Consider the following 25,682-nt stretch of genomic DNA (forward strand, 5'->3'; position numbering starts at 1 on the left):
TATTAAATTTATTTTAGAGTAATAGTCAATAGTTAACAACAAATACTTTCTAATATTTCTTCAAGTTTTTTAATTCTCATCAATTTATTTAAATAATTTTATTTTTTACAAAAAATATTTGAAATTTTTTAATTATAAAAAAACAGAGTCTGACGAAATATTCGCCAGACTTTTTATGCTGTTTTATTAACCATATACTTAGGTTTTGCAAAAATCATTCTTCCCGCTGCAGTTTGAAGCACACTAGTAACTAAAACATCCATCGTCTCTCCAATATGTTTTTTACCACCGTCAACTACAATCATAGTCCCATCATCTAAATATGCAACCCCTTGACCTGTTTCTTTACCTTCTTTTATCACTTGAACTACCATTTCTTCACCCGGTAAAACTACTGGTTTTACTGCATTTGCCAACTCATTTATATTAAGTACCGGAACTCCCTGAAGTTCTGAAACTTTATTTAAATTATAATCATTAGTTATTATTTTACCATTTAATACTTGCCCAAGTCTTACTAATTTACTATCAACTTCGCTTATATCTTCAAAATCTGTATCGACAATTTGAACTTCAATCTGTAACTCTTTTTGAATTTTATTAAGTATATCTAGTCCTCTTCTTCCTCGATTTCTTTTAAGTGAATCAGATGAATCTGCAATATGTCTTAATTCCTCAAGCACAAACTCTGGAATTACTAATGGTCCCTCTACAAACCCCGTCTTACAAACATCTGCAATTCTTCCATCAATTATTACGCTTGTATCTAATATCTTAGGTTGATATTTATATTCATTTTTAATTGCTTCTTTTTCTTTCCCAATATTTAATTTGAAAATATTTGGAAGAATCACAATGTCATTAATCTTCTTAGTTGCTATACTTATTCCTAAATATCCTAAAAATATATATACTATAATCGAAAGGATTATTCCCAATATAGGAATAGGAATATCCATTAACAACTGACTAATTAAATAAGCAATAATAAGTCCTATTATAAGTCCAAGAGAACCCACTAAAATATCAGTAGTTGGTATTTTTTGAATTTCTGTTTCAATCCAATTAGCAATCTTTAAACCTTTACCCATCAACCAAGGAGTCATAATAAACAAAATAATTCCAAATAAGACTGCTCCTGATATACTTATAATAATTTCTACAAGTGGAGTTATAGGGGATATTTTTACAAAACCTTGTACTTTTATAATTTTAGCAATTAATATGCCTAGCGCATATCCAGCCGAGGCTCCTGCTAATGTTAAAGAACCTCTTATAATCTTATTGAACATTTTATTCACCTCCCCTTTGATTATAACCATACTAACTACTTTTTATAACAAAATTATTATTAAATAATCTTTATTACAAACTTATAACCATATAATATAACATTTAAACTCTAACAATCATTAAAACTTTATTAAATTTTCAAACATAAAATTAAAGCGTCTATTAAGACGCCCATTATAATTTTATTGGACTGCGTCATTTATTAGTTGTTCTATACTTACCTCATCACAATCATTGACTAATGCTAGTTCACTTATAAGTATCTGTTTTGCATTATTAAGCATTTTCCTTTCTCCTGTTGATAATCCCTTTTCCTTATCTCTCAACATTAAATTTCTAACTACACCTGCTACTTCATAAATATCTCCACTCTTTATCTTATCCATATTTGCTCTATATCTTCTATTCCAATTTTGAGGCATCTTAGTTTTATCATCATTTAATACTGCAAGTACTTGTTCTACTTCTTTTTTAGAAATAATTTCTCTAAGTCCCATGGCTTCTACATTGTCTAGAGGAATCATTACTTTCATATTTCTCAGAGGTAATCTCAAAATATAATATTTCCTCTTATCTCCTAAAATTTCTTTTTCCTCAATAGACTCAATAATACCAGCACCATGCATGGGATATACTACTTTATCACCAATATTGAACATAGACTGACCTCCTAATAAACATTCCACATTTCCAGTATACAACATTCTATGTCCAATGTCAAGAAATTAAATATTTTATCACAGTTTTATTATCATTGTCAACATAATTTTAAAAAGTTTCCCTAAAAACTTAAAAACCTATTTTAAATATATTATCTAAAAAACTTTTTTTACATAATAAAAATAATGTACATAATCCACATAAATAACAGATTATACGTAAAAAAAGGTAGCATGTTAATTAATGCCACCATAATTTTTAGACACATATTCATCTATAGCATCTGCTACTTTCTTAGAAAATTTTACTGCTTCAACTACAGTTTTAGCTCCAGTTACTACATCACCAGATGCAAAAATACCTTCTCTAGTCGTTCTCCCACACTCATCTGTTATTACTAAACCAGATTTATTTATTTCTATTCCTTTATTATGTAAAACTATATTTGCCTTTGGTCCTTGGCTAACTGCAATAATAATAGAATCTGCTTTAAATATTCCTTCTGAATCTTTTAACACAATCAATTTTTCTTCTCCATCTTCTTTAACTTTTTTAGTTTTTAAATATTTAACTCCTTCTCTATCAATTATTTCTATAGGAGTTTTATAAAATTCAAACTTGACTCCATCTAATTTAGCATATTCTATATCATGTTTGTTAGCAGACATATCTTCCTTACCTTTTCTATACATTATATAAACTTCATTAACACCTTTTCTTAAAGCAGTTCTTGCTACATCTATAGCTACATTTCCTGCACCAATTATACATAATTTTTTACCTAAATTATATACATCGGGATTTTTTAAATAGTCTATAGCATAATGAACATTTCCTAAACTCTCTCCCTTAATTCTTAGAGGTCTGGGATTCCAAACTCCAGTACCTATAAATACAGCTTTATATCCATCTCTAAAAAGATCATCAATTGTAATAACTGGACCTACTAAAGTATTAGGTCTTATTTTTACACCCATTTTGATTAATTGTTCTTCCAATCTATCTAAAATGTCCTTAGGCAACCTAAAAGCTGGTATACCGTATCTTAAAACCCCTCCTATTTTATCATGAAGTTCAAATATCGTAATATCATATCCCCTAGATGCTAAAATAAATGCAATTGTAATTCCTGCAGGTCCTGAACCTACTATTGCAATTTTTTTATTCGGATCAATATTTGAAATTATATTCATTTTATTTAAATAATAATCTGATATATAATGTTCAATAGAACTCCAATGAATAGGATTACCTTTGTTTGAAAGTATACAACTACCTTCACAAAACTTTTCATGAGGACATACTAAAGAGCAAACTGATGAAAGAGGATTATTTAAAAATAATTTTTCTCCAGCCTTGAAAATTTCTCCATTTAAAAATAGATTTATTGCCTCTTTTATAGGTGTATTAACTGGACATCCTTTACTACATTTAGGATTTTTACACTGTAAACATCTTTTAGCTTCTTCTATAATATGTTGAGCCATAAAAATCTCTCCTAAATAAATATTTATTACATCATATAATATTTTTAAAAAAATTTAAATATTATTTATATTATTTATGATAAAATTTAACTTTTATACTTTAACCAAATTGTTTCAGAAAGACTAAGAAAAGGTACAAAATTAATACCTATATTAGAACAAATGGATAAATGGGAGATGATTATAATTTTTTATCTATTAATTATATTAAGATTTATTTTTTAAGCAATTGTCTATCTAAAAGTACCTGATCTCTTACTCTTCTAAGTCCCTCTTTAATTATTTTTGCTCTAACTTCACCTATACCTTCTACATCATATAATTCTTCAATAGACGCCCTCAAAATTTTTTGAAAATCTTTAAAATGTTCAACAATATTTTTTACAACTCCACTAGGTATTCTCGGTATTTTAGAAAGAATTCTATATCCTCTCGGCATAACAGGCATATCTAGAGTATTTACATCATTCACAAAGCCTAAAATTTTAGATATATTAGACAAATCTAATAACTCTTCAGACGATAAATTTCTAAGCTCAATATTTATTATATCAATCGTTTTTGTTTGGTCATTTATTCTATAATCTTCTATAACATGTTTTCCATCTTCTTTTACAAAAACAATTAATTCTTCCAACTGCATACTAACTAATCTTCCTTCGCTTCCCAACTCTATAATATACTTTTCTATTTCATTTGCTATTCTCATTACCATTTCAGTTCGCTGTATAACTAAACATACATCATATAAAGTTACTAAATCCTCTAGCTCTAATACACTTAAACTTGCCATAGCTTGAACTAATACCGATTTATATTTTTCTAAAGTCTGCATTGCTTGATTTGCCTTTGTCAAAACCTTATTTATATCTTGAAGCACATATTTTGACCATCCTTTATAAATAGTTATTATATTTCTTCTTTGTGATATAGAAATAACCATATTTCCTGTCTGTATTGCAACTCTTTCTGCGGTTCTATGCCTCGTTCCCGTTTCAGAAGAGGGAATAGAAGGGTTTGGATTCAAATGAGCATTTGCATATAAAATCTTTTTTCCATCAGAACTAAGTATTATTGCTCCGTCCATTTTGGCTAATTCATATAAATATGCTGGTGTAAAATCTATATTAATAAAAAAACCACCATCAATAAGCTCCATAACTTCTTTATTATTGCCAATAACTATCAAAGCACCTGTTTTAGCTCTTAATATATTTTCCAATCCTTCTCTTAATAAAGTTCCGGGAGCTAAACATTTCAGACATTCTAGTATTTCTTCTCCTTGTTTTTTTTCTTCCTTATTAATCAAATCAGCTACCTCCCAAAATTATATCAAGAGCTTCATGAACATTTTCTACCCCTATTATTTCTATATCTTCCATTTTTGATAATCCATTTAAATTGCCTTTGGGTATAATACAAGTTTTAAATCCCATCTTTGAAGCTTCCCTTATTCTTTTTTCTGCAAAATTTACTGTCCTCACTTCTCCAGTCAATCCTACCTCACCAAATATCACCATTTGAGGATCAATAACTTTATTTCTAAAGCTAGAAGCTATTGCTGCAATTATAGCTAAATCAACAGCTGGCTCACTTAATTGAATACCTCCTACAACATTGATATATCCATCTTGAGCTTGAAGTTGAAGTCCTATTTTTTTCTCAAGTACAGCCATAAGCATAACGACTCTATTATAATCTATACCTGTAGCCATCCTTCTAGGCGTACCAAAACTTGTCGGACTAATAAGTGCTTGAAGTTCGATTAGTACTGGTCTAGTTCCCTCTATACTTGCAACTACAACAGAACCTGCTGCATTTTTAGGTCTATGAGATAAAAATAAATGAGACGGATTGATAACTTCTACAAGACCATCATTTGTCATTTCAAAAATTCCTATTTCATTTGTTGAACCAAATCTATTTTTAACTGCCCTCAAAATTCTATAAACATTATGTTTTTCACCTTCGAAATACAAAACTGTATCTACCATATGCTCTAATACCTTCGGTCCTGCTATAGCACCTGTTTTTGTAACATGTCCAACTATAAAAGTTGCTATTCCATACTTTTTAGAAAGCTTCATCAATGCAGCCGTACCTTCTCTGACTTGACTTACACTACCTGGTGCAGACGCTACATCTGGATTATATATAGTTTGTATTGAATCAATAATTAAAAGATTAGGTTTATCTTCTTCTATATATTTAGATATGTAATGCAAATTATTTTCTGAAACAATGTATAAATTATCATTTTCGATTTTTAATCTATCAGCCCTCATTTTTATCTGTTTTAATGATTCTTCTCCAGAAACATATAAAACTTTAAAACCTTTTTTTCCTACATTATTTGCTACTTGTATAAGAAGTGTTGATTTACCTATGCCCGGGTCTCCACCAACCAAAACTAGAGAACCTCTAACTATTCCTCCACCTAAAACTCTATCTAGCTCTCCATTTGATGTAGAAAATCTATTTTCCATTTCTATTTCAATATTTTTAAGTTTTACAGGTTTTTGACTGCTTCCTATAGATACTACTTCACCACTTTTTTTATTATTACCAAATTCTTCTACAAAACTCTGCCAACTATTACATTCTGGACATTTACCCATCCATTTTAATGAAATATATCCACACTCTTGACAAACATACTTTGTTTTAATTTTTGCCACATTTTTCACCTTCAATACTTTATTTTATAAATTATTTATCTATATAAAGATAATGCAAAAAATAACATTTAAAAGGATTCTACTCTAATTAGTAGAATCCTTTTAATTTTTTCTTAATCTATTTTTTCTTAAACACTATTTCTTCATTTTCTACATCTACTAATATATTATCTTCTTTAGAAATTTTACCCATCAAAATTTCTTCAGAAAGTTTATCTTCTATCATCTTTGTTATAACCCTCTTAAGAGGTCTTGCTCCATACTCTTGATCATATCCTTTTTTAGCTAGAAAATCTTTAGCTTTTTCTGAAACTTCAATATTGATGCTTAACTTCCTCAATCTCTTAGTTAAATCTGATACCATAAGTTCAACTATTTCTTTAATATGTTTCTCATCTAATTGATGGAATACTATTATATCATCTATTCTATTTATAAATTCTGGTCTAAATTGTTTTTTCAACTCTTCCATTATATTTTCCTTCATTTTTTCATATTCATTCTTCTTAGCCTTATCATTTGCTTCTGCAAATCCTAATACTTTCTGTTTCTTTATCCTTGACGCACCAACATTTGAAGTCATGATAATAACTGTATTCTTGAAATCTACTGTTCTTCCCTTTGCATCTGTCAATCTACCATCATCTAATATTTGAAGTAAAATATTAAATACATCAGGATGAGCTTTTTCTATTTCATCAAATAATACTACTGAATAAGGTTTTCTCCTTATTTTCTCAGTTAACTGACCACCTTCATCATATCCTACATATCCTGGAGGAGAACCTACTAATTTTGAAACAGAATGTTTTTCCATGTATTCAGACATATCTATCCTAATCATTGCATTTTCATCACCAAATAAAGCTTCAGCTAAAGCTTTAGTAAGTTCTGTTTTTCCCACTCCTGTAGGTCCTAAGAATATAAATGAACCTATTGGCTTTTTAGGGTCTTTAAGTCCTACTCTTGCTCTTCTAATAGCTCTAGATACAGCCTTTACTGCTTCGTCTTGTCCTATCACCCTTTCATGCAGTATTTTTTCCATATTCAAAAGTCTTTCTGATTCATCTTCAGCTAACTTCTTAACTGGAATTCCTGTCCATGCAGCAACAACTTCTGCAATCTCCTCTTCTCCAACTGTAGCATTATCATTTTGTTTCGCTTTCCAGTTATTTTTTCTATCTTCTAATTCTTCTTTTATAGCTTTTTCTTCATCTCTAAGTTTGGCTGCTTTTTCAAAGTTTTGAGCACTTACAGCTTCCTCTTTCTCTTTCATTATTTTTTCTAATTTATTCTCTAAATCTTTTAAATCTTCTGGTTGAGTAACCATTTGAAGTCTTACTTTTGATGCTGCTTCATCTATTAAATCTACTGCTTTATCTGGCAAAAATCTATCTGTTATATATCTATGTGATAGTTCTGCTGCTGCCTTTAACGCTTCATCTGTAATTTTTACACTATGATGTGCCTCATATTTATCTCTTAATCCTTTAAGAATTTGGATTGTTTCTTCCACAGTTGGCTCATCTACTATAATAGGTTGAAATCTTCTCTCAAGAGCAGGGTCCTTTTCTATATGCTTTTTATACTCATCTAAAGTAGTAGCTCCTATAGCTTGAAGTTCTCCTCTTGCAAGTGCAGGTTTTAAAATATTTGAAGCATCAATAGCACCCTCTGCTCCTCCTGCACCAATTATAGTATGCATTTCATCTATAAATAAAATTACATTACCTGCTTTTTTAATTTCATCCATCACTTGAGTAAGTCTTTGTTCAAATTCACCCCTATATTTCGCTCCAGCCAGCATAGACGCTAAATCCAAAGAAAATACTCTCTTATCTTTAAGAATTTCTGGTACATTTCCTTCTACAATCTTCTGAGCTAATCCTTCAGCTATTGCAGTTTTACCTACTCCCGGCTCTCCTATCAAACATGGATTATTTTTAGTCCTTCTGCTCAAAACTTGTATAACTCTTTCTATTTCTTTTTCTCTTCCTATAACAGGGTCAAGTTTTCCTTCTTCAGCCATTTCTGTTAAGTCTCTACCATATTTATTTAAAGTAGGAGTATTTTTCCCTTTACTGCTTACTTTTGTATGTCTAGGATTTTCTGAACCTTGATATTTACTTCCCAATAAATTTAAAACTTCTTCATAAACTTTATTAAAATCTATTCCCATATCTAAAAGTATTTTTGCAGCTACTCCTTCTCCCTCTCTAATAAGAGCAAGCAATAAATGTTCTGTTCCCACATAGTTGTGATTCAATCTTCTTGCTTCTGCAAAACTTATTTCAAAAATTCTTTTAACTCTAGGAGTAATTCCAACTAATGTCGTTTCTTCATATCCTACTCCAATCATCTCTTGAATTATCTTTCTGACTTTATTTTCATCTACACCTAAATTTATTAATGCTTTAGCTGCAATTCCTTCATTTTCTCTTATAAGACCTAACAATAAATGTTCTGTACCAACATAATTATGCTTAAATTTTTGAGCTTCTTCCTGTGCTAATCCAATTGCTCTTTGAGCACTTTCTGTAAATTTATTAAACATGAACATTTTTTATCAACCTCCTTTGTATAAAAATATTTATACTCATGTTTCAAACACATAATTTCTAAATTAACATATTCTTTCCATAAATTATTTTTTAGAAAGTCTTTCTCTTACAAGTTTTGCTCTCTCTATGTCTCTTTCATTTGCACTTAAATTTTTCCCAACAATCTTTTGAAGTATTCCCGGTTGTATATCAACCATGAGATTATTTACAACCTTTTCATCGACTTCTTTTATTATTCCCAAATCTATTCCCAATCTAACATCTGATAAAAGAGTTAAAGCCTCTTTTGAATTTAAAATTCTAGCATTACTCAAAATTCCAAATGAACGACATATCTTATCTTCCAACTTCATTCTATTATTTGACAAGAGAGTACTTCTCGCATCTTTTTCTTTACTTATTATTTGTTTAGTCACTTCTTTTAAAGTATCTATAATTTCTTCTTCTGTTCTTCCAAGGGTTACTTGATTAGAAATTTGATAGATATTTCCTTCAGCTGCCGTCCCTTCTCCATATATACCTCTAACAGTCAACCCTATCTGATTTACAGCTTGAAGTATTCTATCTATATACCTAGTCATTGATAAAGCAGGCAAATGAATCATAACCGAAGCTCTAATACCTGTGCCCACATTAGTTGGACAAGATGTAAGATAGCCTATTTTTTCATCAAATGCATATTTTACATTTTCTTCTAATATATCATCTATTTTATTTGCTAAATCCCATACCTCATCTAATTGAAATCCGGGATATAAACACTGTATACGAAGATGGTCTTCTTCATTAATCATTATACTTACAGATTCATCTTTATTTAAAAGTACAGCACTCTTGTTTGGCTTCTCTATTAAGTTAGGACTTATAAGACGTTTTTCAATTAACACACGCTTATCATTATCTGAAATTTTATCCATTTCTATAAGTGTAAAATCTTTTTTTAGTACTGTATTACCTTCTATTATCACATCATTAATTTTTTTTATCACTTCTTTACTTTTTTCATTTGTAAGTGCAATGGGAAAAGGAAATTCCTCTAAGTTTCTTGCAAGTCTTATACGACTACTAATTACTACATTGTTAAGTGGACCTTCTTCATCTATCCATTTTGGCACGTATATCCCCCCTACTCTTGTATTCCAAAATCTTTTTCAAGCTCTTTAATTCGGTCTCTAAGTTTTGCAGCTTTTTCAAATTCTTCTTTTTCAACTGCCATTTGAAGTTGTTTTTTTAATGACATAATTTCATGTTTAAGTCTAATTCTACTTCCTGCTTTTTTAGGAATCTTACCTATGTGAGTTTCACTTCCATGTATTCTCTTTATAAGTGGCAATAACTTTTCATTGAAGGTTTTATAACATTCAAAACAGCCTAATCTTCCGAGTTGTTTAAATTTTCCATAACTCATTCCGCATTTGCTGCATGTTGTAGTTTTTATATAATCCACCTTAAATGGAGAACTATGAATAGAATCAAGCAGTCCTGTTAAAAAATTGTTTATTGTAAATGTCGTATCAAAATCAAAGTTTATATCATCACTTTTTTTAGCACACTGTTCACATAAATGTATCTCTTGTTTTTGATTGTTTATAATTTTTGTTACATGTACTGTAGCTTCTCTTTCATGACAATTTTGACAAAGCATAATATCCCCTCCTATCTTAAAAGAGAAGCAAGCATGGCCTTTAAAATACTTGCCCTCACATTATTTTTCAATTCTGTATCTATATTTAAACTTCTATTGTTCAATGCTGCAATCATTATATCTGCTTCCCTATCTTTTAATATACCCTTTTCTAACAACAACTTAACTATAGATACTGCTTTCATCATACTTATACTATCACCTATTTCATTAATTATATTGTAAAGATAGGTTTTTTTATTTATATTGAGTTTAATAATTCTTATATGTCCTCCACCACCACGTCTGCTTTCTACTGCATATCCCTTGTCTATAGTAAATCTTGTTGAAAGAACATAATTTATTTGAGATGGGGCACAGTTAAAATCATTTGCAAGTTCATTTCTTTTAATCTCTATCCACTGCTTATTCGACTGTTTAAGCATTTCCTTAATAAAAGCTTCAATCAAATCACTCAATCTTGCCATACCATCACCTTTTTACTTTGACTTTCTTTGACCTTAATTTGATGTTAATAAATTTCATTATACTTTTCAAGTTATATTTTTGCTCATTTTTAATTATTTTTATTCAATCTCTAATATTATTTTTTATTTTTTTAGATTTTCATTTTTTTTCTTTATTTTTCTTTTAATTTCTAAATTTTAAAGACCTCAGTATAAAAAACTTCATACTGAGGTCTTTGTAAAATTTTAATTATTTTTTTGTTTAGCAGCCTCAATTATCTTTTGTGCCAATTGACTTGGAACTTCTTCATATCTTTCAAATCTCATTGTAAAACTTCCTCTAGCTTGAGTCATTGAACGAAGGTCTGGAGCATATTTAAACATTTCTGATTGTGGTGCTTCAGCTATAACGAGCTGATACCCATCACCTTGTGGCTGCATGCCCAAAATTCTACCTCTCCTCTTATTCATATCACCCATTATATCTCCCATGTATTCTTCAGGCACAAGTACTTCTACATGCATAATTGGCTCTAAAAGTACAGGATTAGCCTTTTCTATACCCTTTTTAAATGCAATAGATGCAGCTATTTTAAAAGCCATTTCACTAGAATCAACTGAATGATATGAGCCATCAAATAATGTAGCTTTAACATTAACTACAGGAAATCCAGCAAGTACGCCTTTTTCCATAGATTCTCTCAAACCCTTTTCAACAGCTGGAATATATTGTTTTGGAACTGCTCCACCGAATATTTCTTCATGGAACTCAAATTCTTCTGTAGAAGGTTCAAATCTAATATGAACATCGCCATACTGTCCTGCTCCACCACTTTGTTTTTTATGCTTTCCTTGTACAGTTGATGTTCCTTTTATAGTTTCTCTATATGCTATCTTAGGATCTATAAGGTCAACTTCTACTCCAAAATTATTTTTAAGCTTGTTAATTATAACACTAAGCTGCATAGTTCCTTGCCCACCTATTAGCAGTTGTTTAGTTTCATGATTTCTTTCAACTACAAATGTAGGGTCTTCTTCTGTAAGCTTATGAAGTGATGCACTTATCTTTTCTTCATCTTCTCTAGATTTAGGCTCTACTGCCATAAATAAACAAGGCTGAGGAAATTTAATTCCTTCATATTGAATAGGTGAATTTTTATCACAAAGAGTATCTCCAGTGGAAGTATACTGTAATTTTGCTGTAGCTCCAATATCTCCCGCACCAATTTCCTTACACTCTATCTGATTTTTACCTCTGAGCATAAACAAATTTCCTATTTTTTCTACGCTATCTTTATTTGGATTATATACTTCCATATCTTTCTTTATTTTACCGGAATATACTTTAAATAGAGATATTTTTCCTACAAATGGGTCTACTATTGTTTTAAATACTAAAGCTGAAAAAGGTTCTTCCTCTGCTACCTGTCTTACTACTTTTTCTTCATTATTTGGATTAATTCCCTCGTATCCATTTTCATGCATATCCTTAGGTGTTGGCATATAGTCATAAATCATATCAAGAAGTGTATGAATACCAATATTATTAACTGTTGAACCTACTAATACTGGAACAACATCTCCTGCAAGTACACCTTTTCTTAGTCCTTCATGTATTTCTTCAGTAGTAAACTGTTCTCCTTCAAAATATTTTTCAAGAAGTTTTTCATCACTTTCTGCTACTGATTCTATAAGCATTTCTCTAATAGGTCCTATTTTATCCTTCATATAATCTGGAATATCTACATTTACACACTCTTTACCGTTATATTCTCTACCTATCATATCTACAACATTTACAAAGCCTTTAAAATCTGGTCCTTGCCTCATTGGCACAGCAAAAGGTGCTATTTTTTTACCAAATTTATCTCTAAGCTCATTTATCAATTTTTCAAAGTTAACGTTTTCTTTATCAATTTTATTTATAAATATGATTTTAGGCATTTTTCTCTCTTCCGTATACTTCCACGCCTTTTCCGTTCCAACCTCTACCCCAGAAGTAGCATCTAACATTATTATTGCTCCACCAGCAACTCTTAATGCACTTATAACTTCTCCTTGAAAATCAAAGTATCCCGGAGCATCAAGAATATTATATTTTGAATTATTCCATTCTATAGGAATAACAGAAGTTCCTATTGAAAATTGTCTTGCTATTTCTTCTTTATCAAAATCCGATACTGTATTTCCTTCCTCAATCTTACCTATCCTCTTTATAACTTTTGTCGTATAAAGCATAGACTCAATTAAAGTTGTCTTTCCACTGCCACCATGGCCTAATAACGCTACATTTCTTATTTCATTAACTTTATAGTTTTTCATGTCCTTCCCCCTAACTTGTTAATGATTTATCTCTCTTTTTATATATTCTATAATGTTTTGAAAATTCCTTTTTTTCAAAATATGTTATGTATTTTTTTCAAAAAAATATAAAGGCTCCAAAAAATCAGAGCCCTTTTTACATATCTATACTATTCCTGACATCTTAATTACTTCTAATCCTCTTTTTTCCAACTCTTTTATTATAATATTAAGTCCTATAGAATCACTTGCCATATGTCCTGCCACTATAACATTTCCTATATTTTGTTTTTCTACTTCTTCTTTAACATCGTCTGGTACATGCATACAGATTATTGTACCTACACCAGCTTCAAAATATGCCTTAAATACATCTGCTCCTCCATTTGTTCCACCAGCCATAAGCACTGCTATTTTTCCTGCATAATCTTTTTCACTGCCAACTCTTATTATCGGACCTGCTAAAGCATCTTTATATTCATCAATCTCTTTCAATGCTTCTACTACATCTTTCAAAGTAGCTTTAGGTTTATCACTAAACCTTTCATTTATGAAATTTTGAACAAAATTTTCAGTTATCTTATCCGCAGGCATATGTATATTCATAAATGGTATATCTAACAGCTTTGCCGCAGAAGCTACTCTATCATAATTACTTACGTGCATACCTCTTTCTACTTTGCCCATTTTTTTTCTTAAAACTTTTTGAGCTTTATTTATAGGTACCCCAAACTCCACCATTCTATCAATCTGAAATTCCATTACTTTATGAAAATCTACCATAGGTGTACCTGCCTTTGGATGATGACTTATAACACAATCTACTCCTAACTGCTTAGCAATAAGAAGTTCAGGTGTTTCCATGTCTATTCCCATTAAAATTTTTTTAATATCTCTACCATCAACAACAATTCCAGAATCAGCAGGTATTTCGTCTAAACCTGCTAAATTTAAAGCTAATTCCATTATTTCTCTCGTATTCATTTTTCTCCTCCTTTACATTTTTAAATATAAATTACATCATATAATTTATTTTATATATATTAATATTTTACTATATACTTTACGTCTATTACCAAAATTTTTAATTGTTTTTTTATTCTTAATCATTTTTTATTTTACGATAATCTAGCTGTACTTTTTTACTTATACTTATAATACACTCTAAAAATTCTACTATATAAGTAGAATACTCAGGATTTTTACAATAAGATACATTCGTCTTAATAAGCTCTCTTTCTCTATTTTTATCCTCTATAGGCAGTAAATGCTTTTTTTTATATTCATTTATCTCAAAAATTACATAAAGTCTTTTTTCAAAAAGCTTTACTAACTCTTTATCTATTTCATCTATTCTTTTCCTCATTTCTTGTAAATCTTTCATATTTTCACCCCATACATTTACAAATTTAATTTCCCATAGTTTTTGTAAATTCTCACCCATAATATTATACTTTTTTACTTCATCATATCAAAATATTAATATAAAACAACTAATTTGCCTTTAAAGAATTGAACTTTTACTAATTTTTGTATAGTATTATACTTAGTAAACAATATAAATTAAAAGGAGGCCGTAGAGTTGAATATTGTTATTGTAGGAGCTGGTAAGGGTGGAAGTAATCTAATTAACTGTTTTAACAATATTGACAGTATTAATATTCTTCTAGTAGTGGATAAAAATTTATCTGCTCCCGGAATTTCTTTAGCTAAAAAATTAAATATACCTTTTTCTCAATCTATAGAAGATATAAATAATCTATCTGTAGATTTAATAATAGAAGCTACTGGAAATAAAAATGTTTCCGAATTTCTCAATCAAAATTATGGTTCAAACTGTACTATACTTGATTCTAAAGCTGCACTTTTAATCATGACTCTTGTAGAAAGAAATATTGAAACACTCAATAAAATGAATAAACAAATTACAATAATAAACGATACTGCTTCTATCGTTGAAAAACAAATGAAAGAAATTTCTTCATCTATAAATAGCGTTAACACTGTAAGCAATGAATTATTAAATTCAACTAACACATCTAATAAATATATAAAAGAAAGTGATAAGATCATTCAATCAGTGAATAAAATTGCTCAGCAAACAAAAATCCTTGGCATAAATGCTTCTATTGAAGCAGCTAGAGCTGGCGAACAAGGAAAAGGTTTTTCTATTGTTGCAAAAGAAGTTCAAAATCTAGCTCTATATAGCGAAAACTTTGCTAAAGAAATTAGCAACATACTTTTACAACTTTCTGAAGAAATCAAAAAAATAGATACTGAAGTATCAAAATTAAATAATTTCTCTCATATACAAATTAATGCCTCAAGCAAAATATCCGCAGCTGTAGAAGAACTTGTAAAAGTCTGTAAATGATAATTTTTCCATTGTAACTTTTCTTTTAATTTGATAAGATTAAGTCTTGAGGATTATTATTTTAAATCTGGAAAAAATAAAAATGTATTTTTATATAATTAGCTCAATAAAAGGAGGCCGTTATGGAACTTAATAAAGCAAGTAAAAAATTAAAACTATATGGCTTTAATAACTTAACAAAAACTCTTAGTTTTAACATATATGATATATGTTATGCTAAAACTCCTGAAACTCAAAGGGAATATATCGAATATATCGATGAACAATATAATGCCGATAGACTTACTAAAATACTTACTAATGTGGCAAATATGATTGGAGCTAATATACTAAATATAGCTAAACAAGATTACGACCCTCAAGGTGCAAGTGTCACTATATTAGTTTCAGAAGAAGAAGTTCCTTTATATGAAAAAAATGAAAATGAAACAACAGAAGTAGAAACTCCTCTCCCTAAAAATGTTGTTGCTCATTTAGATAAAAGTCATATTACAGTACACACATATCCAGAAAGCCATCCTGATGATGGAATAAGTACTTTTAGAGCAGATATAGATGTATCTACTTGTGGTAGGATTTCTCCACTTAAAGCACTTAACTATCTAATTGAAAGTTTTGATTCTGATATTATAACAATAGATTATAGAGTAAGAGGCTTTACAAGAAATATTCAAGGAAGAAAACATTTTATCGACCACAAAATAAACTCTATACAAAATTTTATATCTAAAGAGATTAAAGATATGTATCAAATGATTGATGTAAATATATATCAAGAAAATATATTTCATACAAAAATGATGTTAAAAGATTTTGATTTAGATAATTATCTATTCGGAACAGTATCGGAAAATCTAGAACCTAAAGAAAAGAAAAAAATAAAACAAAGACTTCAAAAAGAAATGATAGAAATATTTTATGGTAGAAATATTCCTAAATTATAAATTTCAAACTACCCTCAAAATTTAAAGGGTAGTTTTTATTTATTTGAATTATTTATACTGATAGACAATTATTTTTTAAATAATAATCATATACTTCTTCAAAACTTAAACCTAAACATTCTCCAAGATTTATATATCTGGCAAATAATCTTATATAAACTGATAGTGAATTTACATAATCTTGCTGTAATATTAATTTTTTTAAATCTCTAATATCATCAAATATATTTGAAAATAATTTTATAATATTATCGCTTTTTTCAACTGCTTCAATAGCATCATTATTGATTATATTAAACCCATGAGCATTTCCAATAGATAATAAAAATTTCATTGCATCAATATATCTAATTATTAATTTTTCTCTTGGAATATTTTCCTTAATTTTATAATATTTATAACATTTTGTTAAATTTGCTATTTCTGCTGTCTTTACTTGAAGAGCTAAAAATTTTAAATCAAATACATTTTCTTCTCCAACTACATTTTCATCAATATCAGATAACTTTTTTATATGATTTTCTATAACTTCCTGTATTTTAAACAATTGATTCAATTCCATAATATATCTCTCCCTATACAATATATTCTACTATTAATAGCAGGTTATAATATCTTGTATATATTTTACACTATAAAATTATATTCTGTAAAGAAGATTTAACCTCTAATATATAAATTTACTTAATCAAAATATTATATTGATAAAAATTTCTCTATATTATTTTATATTTGCTAAATTCATGTTAAAATAATTAATACCAATTGTTTTATAATAATTACCATAAAAGTAATTTTTTCTCCTTTAAATAATTGTTTTAAGGTGTGATTTTTCATGGGGTAAGAAAAAAAGTTTTTATTATTATATTTATTTTTATTTTGTTATTTTTACTAATCCTAATTTTATATATTAAAAATTCCATTTTAGAAAGTTATAAACAATTAGAATATAAAAGAGCAAGAAGTCACATGCAGAGAGTCAAAAATGAATATGATTATATCATTCAAAATCTAAATAAATTCCTTCTTGATTGGGCCATATGGGATGATACATATGAATTTATCGAAAACTGTAATAAAAAATATATAGAATCAAATTTACAAATTGAAACCTTCACTAATGCCGAAATAAATTTTTTCATTTTTTTTAACAATAAATCAGGAATTATTTACGGAAAATTCGTTGACTTATCAAAGCAAAAAGAAATTCCCCTTCCTTCCGAACTCATTGAAAAAGCCAAAAATTTAAAAAATCAATCCGGAATAATTCTACTCAATAATAAAGACGTTTTTTTAATAAGTTCCCATAATGTACTAGACAGCAAAAAACTCAAAAATTCAAATGGCTTTATAGTTATTGGATATAAACTGACAGATAAAAAAATTAATGAAATTAATAAAAAGTTGCAAATTAAAATTGAAAATTTTTTTACATCTAATTTTAATAATTCTAATGACAATTTTACAATTGTTGATAATAATATAAAAAATATAATAGGCCACATTTATACTAAAACTCTTGACAATAACTATATGATTACACAAATATCCATGAATAAGAGTATATTATCTCTTGGTAAACAAAAATCATTTGAAATATTCTTTGCTCTAATGATTATTTTATTCTTTACTTCGGGAATATTTATATTTACTTTAGATAAAATAGTTTTAACAAGAATAGAAAAATTATCTTCTAACGTAATTGGCATAACTAATTTTAATCTCTTCAATAATAGATTGGATATTAATGGAAAAGACGAAATTGAAAAACTTAAAATTTCTATAAATAAAATGTTAGATAAAATAACAGATAGTATAAATAATTATGAAATACTATATGAAGAAACTCCTTCACTTAATATACTAATTGATTCAAATAATAATATAATTAACGTCAATAACTCCTTTTTAGATATTATTAAATACGAAAAAAAATATGTTATAGGAAAAAGTGTATATGATTTTATTGCAAATAACAGCACAGCTAAATTTAAAATCATAGAAAATAATATCTCTAAAAACAAAAAAATCAAAAATATTGAAATAGACATATTAGATAAAGACCTTAATGTTCATACACTCTTAATTAATTCTACTGAAATAACCTTAAAAAACAATAAACAGAAAATAAGATTAATAACAGGTATAGACATCACAGATAGAAAGAAAGCCGAAAAAAAACTAGCTAAATTTGCATCATTAGATATGATGACTGGTGCATATAACAGAAGAGAAGGTTTAAATAAATTAAAAGAAATCATTAAAATTTCAAAAGAAAAAAATCTGATTTTTACTATATGCTTTGTAGATATTAATAATCTAAAAATCGTTAACGATACTTTTGGACATATTCAAGGAGATAATTTAGTAATAGACACCTGTAAAATTATAAAAAAATGTATTAGAAATACTGATATAATTGCTAGATTAGGCGGAGATGAATTTCTAATAATCTTTCCAGAAGTAAACATTAAAAATGCAATGAAAATATTTGAAAGAATAGAAAAAGAAATTGATTTATTCAATAATACCAATTATAGACCATATAAAATTAGTATTAGTAAAGGTTTTGCACAATTTGATAGGTCAATGAATGCAAAAAAACTTATAGAACTTGCAGATAAGAGAATGTATACTAACAAAAAAATTAAAAAACTCTATGATGAAGTCAGGCAAATATAAAACCTGACTTTTTTTACTTAATATTCTTCAATATTTAATTTCTAAAATTTCACACTTTCACCTCTAAATTTTTACTTATCATATACATTAAACTTTTTTATTTAATTGTAATAATTATTTATTAACATAAACTCTTCATTGTAAATATTATAATATAAGTACTTTTTTTATATTTGTTAAATACATTGAAAGGAGTCCTATCAATGTGGATTGTAGATTCTTTAAACATTTTAGATGAAATAAGAATTACTAAAGGATTTAATGAATTAAAAAATTATTTTTATAGACTAATACAATCTAATCCTCAAAATGGTATAAATTTATTAAACTCACATAATTTACGCTTTTCAAGTCTATTTATACTTCAACCTGAAATTCAAAAACTAAATCTTTATGAAAAACTCAATACTCGAAACAAAATAGCTCTAGATATTACTAAAGAAATACTCACAAGAGAAAAGAAATTTTTAATTATTAAATATACATCATCTGAATATTCTCAAATAGCATATTCAATATTAAAATGGATGTTTGAAACCGGATTTACAGATGATGGCTTTAATAATCAATTTGATGAAGTATTAGATATAATAGCTCTGCTTCTTATAAAAATATATAAAGAAACCTCTATTTTACCAATAATTGCAGATATGATATTTAAAAGAAATAAAGAAAATTTATATATACACGATTTAGTATGGGCATTCTTAGAATCACGCAATCCAAATAGTTTAATTTTAATTGCCAATCGTCTTTTATCAAAAGAAACTTCTGATAATCAATTGGCTTTAAATCTTTTAAGTTTTATACCAACATTGAAAAAAAGTGAAAATAAAGAAAAACAATATATTTCAGTTGTTGAATGGCTCGAAGATAATTATCCTTTTTTATATTTTAAAGGTGAAAACTTGCAGCAAAAAAATAAACCTGTACCATATATTGTCATTTTAGAAGGCAAATATTTATGTAAAAATGTATCCGTTAATACTGGTAAAATTATAAATTCTTTAACAGTAAAAGAACAAAAACTCCTAGATGATTTCAATAAGTTAGATAAAAATACCAAAATATTACTTTCAGATTTTTCATATTCTACTTATAAAAAAAATAATTACTTGTGGAAAAAATGGATTAACCGCCCTATTAATGAACAGATAAGAATTGTACAATCAAGAATGGGAGGAATACAATGATTCAAATCAAAAGTAGTATAATTAATAATGATAATCTTAAAAAACAATATAATCCAAATAGCATTGAAAGAAAAATTATCGATATATTAATTTCCAGCAAAATAATATATAAATATACATCTTTAAAACAGTTAAATTTTGAAATAGACTTGAGAAAAAATATCATAAATTCTGCTAAAAAACTTTATAACAGCAGATTTTCATTTGAAACTTTTCGCAAATCTAAATGCAATAATAAATATTGGAAACGTACTCATGAAGGAGGTTTTTTATTAAAAGATGACGCAACTCCTTCTGATGCCATTAATGACATTTTTATCAACGGTTCTAAATATGCTACAGAATGTGCTACAGCAATAGTTATAATTTTTTATAAGGCAGTTCTCAATATATATCCTAAAAAACTTTACAATAAAATGTTTAAAAATATACATCTTATGAACTGGCACTACATTGATAAAGACCTTGGAGTTAAATACTACGAAGATGAAGTAGATTACTTACCCGGTGATTGCAGGTACTTTAAAAATCCGGATGTTGACCCAATGACTCCAGAATGGCAAGGTGAAAACGTCATAGACCTCGGCGATGGAACTTATTACGGACATGGTATAGGAATTGAAACTGCTGATGAAATAATCAATATCTTAAATAGTCAAAGAGAAGAAAACGCAACACAATCAGCATACCTACTAGATTCTGCTACACGTCCAAATTTTAAGTATTTAGCTGAAAAATACTATAATTTTATTTCAAAACATGAAATACCACATCATAGAACATTTTGGAGACAAAAACAAAATCTAACAGGATTATACAGACCTATATATGTCTCATATTAAAAACTCGCTAAAATAGCGAGTTTTTAAATTAATGTAGTATTATTTTTTTATTACCCACATTTAGAAAAACCACAACTCCTGCAAATCATACATCCGCCTTCATGTTCTACTAAACTTCCACATTCAGGACAAATACTGTTATTTTTTTCTTTCAATGAATTATCCATCCCAATAGATATTTCCTCATGACAAAGTGTATTGTTCATTCCTGAAAGAGTAAAAGAATTATTTGATTTTTCATTTTCTATTTCTAAAGCTATATCATCAATATTTTTTTCAGGGGTTTTTATATTCATATTTAAAAGTTTCTCTAATGTTCTTCCTATAGCATCTGGGCAAGACAGTACATTTATTTCAGTATCGCCTTTTCCCCTTTGCCTTAGTGTAGAATGGCATCTAATTCCCTTTAATTGTTCTATTATAGACTCCACACTTATGCCAGAACGAAGGGCTATTGATATAAGTCTGCTTGTAGCCTCACTTTGACTTGGACATCCTCCTGCTCTACCTAAATTTGTAAACACTTCACAAATTCCTTTATCATCATAATTGGCAGTTATATATAAATTTCCACATCCTATTTTAACTTTATCTGTTATACCCATTGTCGTCTTAGGTCTTGGTCTAGGTACTATTGGCCTATTACTTCTATTTTCTATTTCCTCTTTACTTTTTTCTTCTATTTTTCCTATATTTAAAACTTGTCCTTCTCTACTTCCATCTCTGTATATAGTTACTCCTTTACATCCCAATTTATATGCTAGCATATAAACCTGTGCAACTTCCTCTTTAGTTGCATCATGTGAAAAGTTAACTGTTTTAGAAACTGCATTGTCTACATGTTCTTGAAATGCTGCCTGCATTTTTATATGCCATTCAGGTGAAATATCATGAGCTGTTACAAAAATTTGCCTTATATATTCAGGAATTTCTTCTATATCCTTTAAACTGCCCTTTTGTGCAACTTTCTCCATAAGTTCTTCTGAATATATTCCTTCTTTTTTAAGATAATCTTTAAACAGTGGATTTACTTCCATAAGTTTGTCATTATCCATCACATTTCTAAAATAGCACAGTGCAAATAGCGGTTCTATTCCACTTGAAGTTCCTGCAATAATACTAATAGAACCAGTTGGAGCTATAGTAGTAGTCGTACCATTTCTTAAACTTATTCCCTTATCTTTATATATGCTCTGGTCAAAATTAGGAAATACGCCTCTTTCTCTTGCTAACTCCATTGATTTCTTCTTAGAACGCTCATTTATAAATTGCATAACTTCACCTGCAATTTCAACTGCTTTATCAGAATTATAAGGAATCCCAAGCATAATAAGCATATCTGCAAAGCCCATAACACCTAAGCCAATTTTCCTATTAGCCTTAGTCATTTCCTCTATTTCCTTTAAAGGATATTTATTCATATCTATTACATTATCTAAAAAATTTACTGCTATATCTACTACTTCTCCTAATCTCTCATAATTTATCACAGGTTTTCCATTTTCAAATTTAACCATTTTTGAAAGGTTTATTGAACCTAAATTACAAGATTCGTAAGGAAGAAGAGGCTGCTCCCCACAATTGTGAACAACTATTCCATTAGCTATTAATGAATTTGTAATTTTTTCAGATATATCATAGACTTCTACTTTTTCACCTTCTTCTATTGATACTACTTTACTTATAAACTTCGTACTTTTTCTTGATTCTCTATTTATTTGATTTAATTTATGATTCTTTGTTTTATGTATTAAGCTTTGAATTAATTCTTTAAATCTATAAATATCATTTCCATTTATTATTAATTCATAGTATGGTCTATTATCATAAATCTTCTCTTCTCCATTCTTATTTATATAACTAAACTTTGAAGACTCCTTTTTCGTTCTATTATAAATGTTAGAAAATATACCTGAATTTAATAATAATAGCTGCACATCTTGTAATAATTTAAAAGAACTAGATGTTAACCTAACATCTATATGACTTTCATCAATATAATTAATAATTCCATCTGAACTAAATAAACCATTTAAATAAGCTGCAACAGTTTTAATAGATGCAGTAAATATTGATAAAGGTACTCTTTTTTCATATGCTCGCCTAGCTTGAATTCCCAATGACCTAATTAAACTAACAAAATTCTTTCTTTTAAAAAGTAATTGCCATGTTCCATTTTCCCTTTTACTTACTATGCCATTACCCGCTCCATTTTTTAAAGCAATTTGCTGCATTTTTTCCATTATATATTTTTCATCTTGAGCAAAAACCATTCCTATTACTTTTTCATCTGATGTAAGCCATCCATTACCTGTAAGCCAACCTAAAAATAATCCTAAATCTTCTCCAATATCATCTTTTTCAGCCCAAAATCCAATGCCAGATTGCACAAATATTTCATCACCATTAAGTAAATATTGTGCTTCTACCCATCCTCTTGTAGTAAAAATCTTATGCTCTGGAGTAACCATCAATTCTTGACCATTACCAAGTTTAATTTTTAATGTCTTTTTAACACCTGTTTTAAATACTTTAGCTTTTCTTAAGGTTACTCCATTTTGATAATATTCTCGTCCATTAATTGATATTTTTTCTTTAATTATTCTATTATCTGTAACTATTTCTATTTCGCTATCTTTATATTTCTCATATAAATCTTTTATCTTTTCAAGTCCATATTTCGTTGAAATCAATGTATTAGGATGAAAACATGGATTAGTACTTTCTATTTCACCTAATTTTGGAACTATATTATCTTTATTTATTCTATCTAGAAATATTATTCCCGGTTCTCCATTTTTCCACGCCATAGATACTATAATATCAAAAACTTCTTTAGCTTTTAATTTGCCAACCACTTTCTTACTTTTAGGCTCAATTAATTCATACTCTCTATCTTCTTCTACTGCCTTCATAAACTCTTCTGTTATACCCACACTTATATTAAAGTTATTTAATTCATTATTATCTTCTTTACACCTTATAAACTCTAAAATGTCAGGATGGTCAATACGTAAAATTCCCATATTTGCTCCTCTTCTTCTTCCACCCTGTTTAACAGCTTCTGTAGCCGCATTAAAAACTTTCATAAAACTAACTGGTCCAGAAGCAACTCCTCCAGTTGAAGCCACTGTAGCCCCCTTTGCCCTCAATCTTGAAAAACTAAAACCTGTTCCTCCACCACTTTTGTGTATCAACGCAGCATTCTTAACTGCTTCAAATATACCTTCCATTGAATCTTCGACTGGCAAAACAAAACAAGCAGATAACTGACCTAAATCTTTTCCAGCATTCATTAAAGTCGGGGAATTAGGTAAAAATTCAAGATTAGTCATTATTTCATAAAACTTTTCTTCAATTTCTTTTATATCTTTATTAGAGTTATATTTCTTTTCTGCTAAAGCTATGTAATGTGCAACTCTTCTAAACATCTCCTCTGGAGTTTCTATAATATTTCCATCTAAATCCTTAGACAAATATCTTCTTTCTAGTACTTTTAAAGCATTTTCTAAAAGCTGCATAACACACCATCCTTATCAATATTTAGTATATTTATAACCGAACTGTACTATATATTGTATCATCCTCCATAAATTAAGTCAAAAAAAAGATAGAGCTGGGTACACTATCTTTTTTAAACAATTATATTTAGTATATCTTCAATGGTTTCATTTATATATTCACCTTTTCTATATTTTCGTTTTGCTACTATTATATCGACTTGATTACCCTTTGATACTATCTTTCTTATCGCCTGTGGTATTTCTATAAATTTGCCTAAAATATTAAAATTGTCATCCATAAAAAGAAATGTAGGTATTTTAACTTTTCCATTTACTTTATAATCTTCTAGATATTTTTCATTTCCCTTTCTTGGTACTATTTTTACTTCAATATTAGAATTTATATCACATAATTTTTTAAGAGCTGGTACATTTATAATACAATCTGGACACCATATCTCTGCAAACACAAGAATATTTATCTTTCTATTTATTTCTTTTATTCTCTTTAACAGGTCATCATCCACTTCAATACTATTATATATTTCTAATGCTTTTTCTTTATAAGATTCATCATCGGTCGATATGAAGGTTTCAAAATCCATACCGCTTGTATATAAACTCTCAATACTCATTTTCATCCCCCTTTAGACTATTTTAATATAATTATATAAAATTTTAACATGCAAATACAAACTATAACAAAAAAGCCTCTGAAGAATTTATAAATTCTTCAGAGGCTTTTCTATTAACCGGCAACGACCTACTCTCCCAGGCGGTCTCCCACCAAGTACCATCGGCGCTGAAGGGCTTAACTTCTGTGTTCGGTATGGGAACAGGTGTATCCCCTTCGCTATAGTCACCGGACCTATAAAACAATTAATAATTAATAGTGAATAATTAATAAGTAAAAAACCAACAAATACTAAATTATCAAATGATTTTAAGTTCTTTTAACACCTATTCATTATTCATTATTAACTATTAATTGCTTTTTTGTTTGTTCTCTCAAAACTGGATAATAGAGTGGTTGGTTATTGGTCAAGCCCTCGACCTATTAGTACCTATCAGCT

20 protein-coding genes and 1 rRNA gene are annotated in these 25,682 nt (G+C 28.3%); 5 read left to right on the top strand and 16 right to left on the bottom strand.

The window, feature by feature from the left end:
* Nucleotides 1-173 precede the first annotated feature (173 nt).
* The 12 genes from BUA90_RS10440 to BUA90_RS10495 all read right to left on the bottom strand — a co-directional run bounded on the left by BUA90_RS10440 (nucleotide 174) and on the right by BUA90_RS10495 (nucleotide 14,455).
* Nucleotides 174-1,292 (bottom strand): PIN/TRAM domain-containing protein, encoded by a 1,119-nt coding sequence (locus BUA90_RS10440; protein WP_072968361.1) that lies wholly within the window; start codon nucleotides 1,290-1,292, stop codon nucleotides 174-176.
* A gap of 183 nt (nucleotides 1,293-1,475) precedes the next feature.
* Nucleotides 1,476-1,952 (bottom strand): CarD family transcriptional regulator, encoded by a 477-nt coding sequence (locus BUA90_RS10445; RefSeq protein ID WP_072968363.1) that lies wholly within the window; start codon nucleotides 1,950-1,952, stop codon nucleotides 1,476-1,478.
* 237 nt (nucleotides 1,953-2,189) lie between these two features.
* Entirely contained in the window at nucleotides 2,190-3,440 is a 1,251-nt protein-coding gene (locus BUA90_RS10450) for an NAD(P)-dependent oxidoreductase (protein ID WP_072968365.1), read from the bottom strand.
* 214 nt (nucleotides 3,441-3,654) lie between these two features.
* Nucleotides 3,655-4,749 carry a DNA integrity scanning diadenylate cyclase DisA gene (gene disA, locus BUA90_RS10455; RefSeq protein WP_330390732.1) on the bottom strand — a complete coding sequence of 365 codons (1,095 nt, stop codon included), beginning with the start codon at nucleotides 4,747-4,749 and terminating at the stop codon, nucleotides 3,655-3,657.
* Nucleotide 4,750: 1 nt separating this feature from the next.
* A complete protein-coding gene (radA, locus tag BUA90_RS10460; RefSeq protein ID WP_072968367.1) occupies nucleotides 4,751-6,118 on the bottom strand; it encodes a DNA repair protein RadA in 1,368 nt (455 codons plus the stop codon).
* A gap of 118 nt (nucleotides 6,119-6,236) precedes the next feature.
* Nucleotides 6,237-8,678, bottom strand: a complete 2,442-nt coding sequence (locus BUA90_RS10465; protein ID WP_072968369.1) for an ATP-dependent Clp protease ATP-binding subunit — start codon at nucleotides 8,676-8,678, stop codon at nucleotides 6,237-6,239.
* A gap of 84 nt (nucleotides 8,679-8,762) precedes the next feature.
* Complete coding sequence (locus tag BUA90_RS10470; protein ID WP_094756862.1) at nucleotides 8,763-9,794, bottom strand: protein arginine kinase; 1,032 nt, start codon at nucleotides 9,792-9,794, stop codon at nucleotides 8,763-8,765.
* Between the two features lie 11 nt (nucleotides 9,795-9,805).
* The gene (locus BUA90_RS10475) at nucleotides 9,806-10,324 is read right to left on the bottom strand and encodes a UvrB/UvrC motif-containing protein (RefSeq protein ID WP_072968372.1); all 519 of its coding nucleotides are present in this window, start codon (nucleotides 10,322-10,324) and stop codon (nucleotides 9,806-9,808) included.
* 11 nt (nucleotides 10,325-10,335) lie between these two features.
* Nucleotides 10,336-10,791, bottom strand: a complete 456-nt coding sequence (locus BUA90_RS10480) for a CtsR family transcriptional regulator (RefSeq protein WP_072968374.1) — start codon at nucleotides 10,789-10,791, stop codon at nucleotides 10,336-10,338.
* A gap of 225 nt (nucleotides 10,792-11,016) precedes the next feature.
* Complete coding sequence (gene fusA, locus BUA90_RS10485) at nucleotides 11,017-13,092, bottom strand: elongation factor G (RefSeq protein ID WP_072968376.1); 2,076 nt, start codon at nucleotides 13,090-13,092, stop codon at nucleotides 11,017-11,019.
* A 144-nt stretch (nucleotides 13,093-13,236) separates the two neighbouring features.
* Nucleotides 13,237-14,055: a Nif3-like dinuclear metal center hexameric protein gene (locus BUA90_RS10490; RefSeq protein ID WP_072968378.1), complete on the bottom strand. Its 819-nt coding sequence runs from the start codon at nucleotides 14,053-14,055 to the stop codon at nucleotides 13,237-13,239.
* A gap of 118 nt (nucleotides 14,056-14,173) precedes the next feature.
* A complete protein-coding gene (locus BUA90_RS10495; RefSeq protein WP_072968380.1) occupies nucleotides 14,174-14,455 on the bottom strand; it encodes a chorismate mutase in 282 nt (93 codons plus the stop codon).
* A 198-nt stretch (nucleotides 14,456-14,653) separates the two neighbouring features.
* Here BUA90_RS10495 and BUA90_RS10500 point away from each other — a divergent pair, with 198 nt between their 5' ends.
* A complete protein-coding gene (locus tag BUA90_RS10500) occupies nucleotides 14,654-15,445 on the top strand; it encodes a methyl-accepting chemotaxis protein (RefSeq protein WP_072968382.1) in 792 nt (263 codons plus the stop codon).
* A 122-nt stretch (nucleotides 15,446-15,567) separates the two neighbouring features.
* Nucleotides 15,568-16,389 (top strand): adenosylmethionine decarboxylase, encoded by an 822-nt coding sequence (speD, locus tag BUA90_RS10505; RefSeq protein ID WP_072968384.1) that lies wholly within the window; start codon nucleotides 15,568-15,570, stop codon nucleotides 16,387-16,389.
* 52 nt (nucleotides 16,390-16,441) lie between these two features.
* Here the strand turns inward: speD and BUA90_RS10510 are convergent, their stop codons facing one another.
* Entirely contained in the window at nucleotides 16,442-16,951 is a 510-nt protein-coding gene (locus BUA90_RS10510) for a dUTP diphosphatase (RefSeq protein WP_072968386.1), read from the bottom strand.
* 407 nt (nucleotides 16,952-17,358) lie between these two features.
* On the opposite strand from BUA90_RS10510, the gene BUA90_RS10515 reads away from it, so the two are divergent.
* From BUA90_RS10515 to BUA90_RS10525, 3 genes are all read left to right on the top strand, one after another.
* Complete coding sequence (locus BUA90_RS10515; protein ID WP_072968388.1) at nucleotides 17,359-19,071, top strand: diguanylate cyclase; 1,713 nt, start codon at nucleotides 17,359-17,361, stop codon at nucleotides 19,069-19,071.
* A 203-nt stretch (nucleotides 19,072-19,274) separates the two neighbouring features.
* Complete coding sequence (locus tag BUA90_RS10520) at nucleotides 19,275-20,264, top strand: hypothetical protein (protein WP_072968390.1); 990 nt, start codon at nucleotides 19,275-19,277, stop codon at nucleotides 20,262-20,264.
* On the top strand, nucleotides 20,261-21,106 hold the full coding sequence (locus BUA90_RS10525) for a protein-glutamine gamma-glutamyltransferase (protein ID WP_072968392.1): 846 nt from the start codon (nucleotides 20,261-20,263) through the stop codon (nucleotides 21,104-21,106). Before BUA90_RS10520 ends, BUA90_RS10525 begins: the two co-directional genes overlap by 4 nt.
* Before the next feature lie 50 nt (nucleotides 21,107-21,156).
* Here the strand turns inward: BUA90_RS10525 and BUA90_RS10530 are convergent, their stop codons facing one another.
* From BUA90_RS10530 to rrf, 3 genes are all read right to left on the bottom strand, one after another.
* A complete protein-coding gene (locus tag BUA90_RS10530) occupies nucleotides 21,157-24,627 on the bottom strand; it encodes an adenosylcobalamin-dependent ribonucleoside-diphosphate reductase (RefSeq protein WP_072968393.1) in 3,471 nt (1,156 codons plus the stop codon).
* Nucleotides 24,628-24,740: 113 nt separating this feature from the next.
* Complete coding sequence (locus BUA90_RS10535; protein ID WP_072968395.1) at nucleotides 24,741-25,244, bottom strand: thioredoxin family protein; 504 nt, start codon at nucleotides 25,242-25,244, stop codon at nucleotides 24,741-24,743.
* Nucleotides 25,245-25,359: 115 nt separating this feature from the next.
* Nucleotides 25,360-25,476: ribosomal RNA gene (gene rrf / locus BUA90_RS10540) — 5S ribosomal RNA — on the bottom strand.
* Nucleotides 25,477-25,682: the final 206 nt, after the last annotated feature.

The organism is Caminicella sporogenes DSM 14501, from assembly GCF_900142285.1.
GTDB classification, from domain to species: Bacteria; Bacillota; Clostridia; order Peptostreptococcales; family Caminicellaceae; genus Caminicella; species Caminicella sporogenes.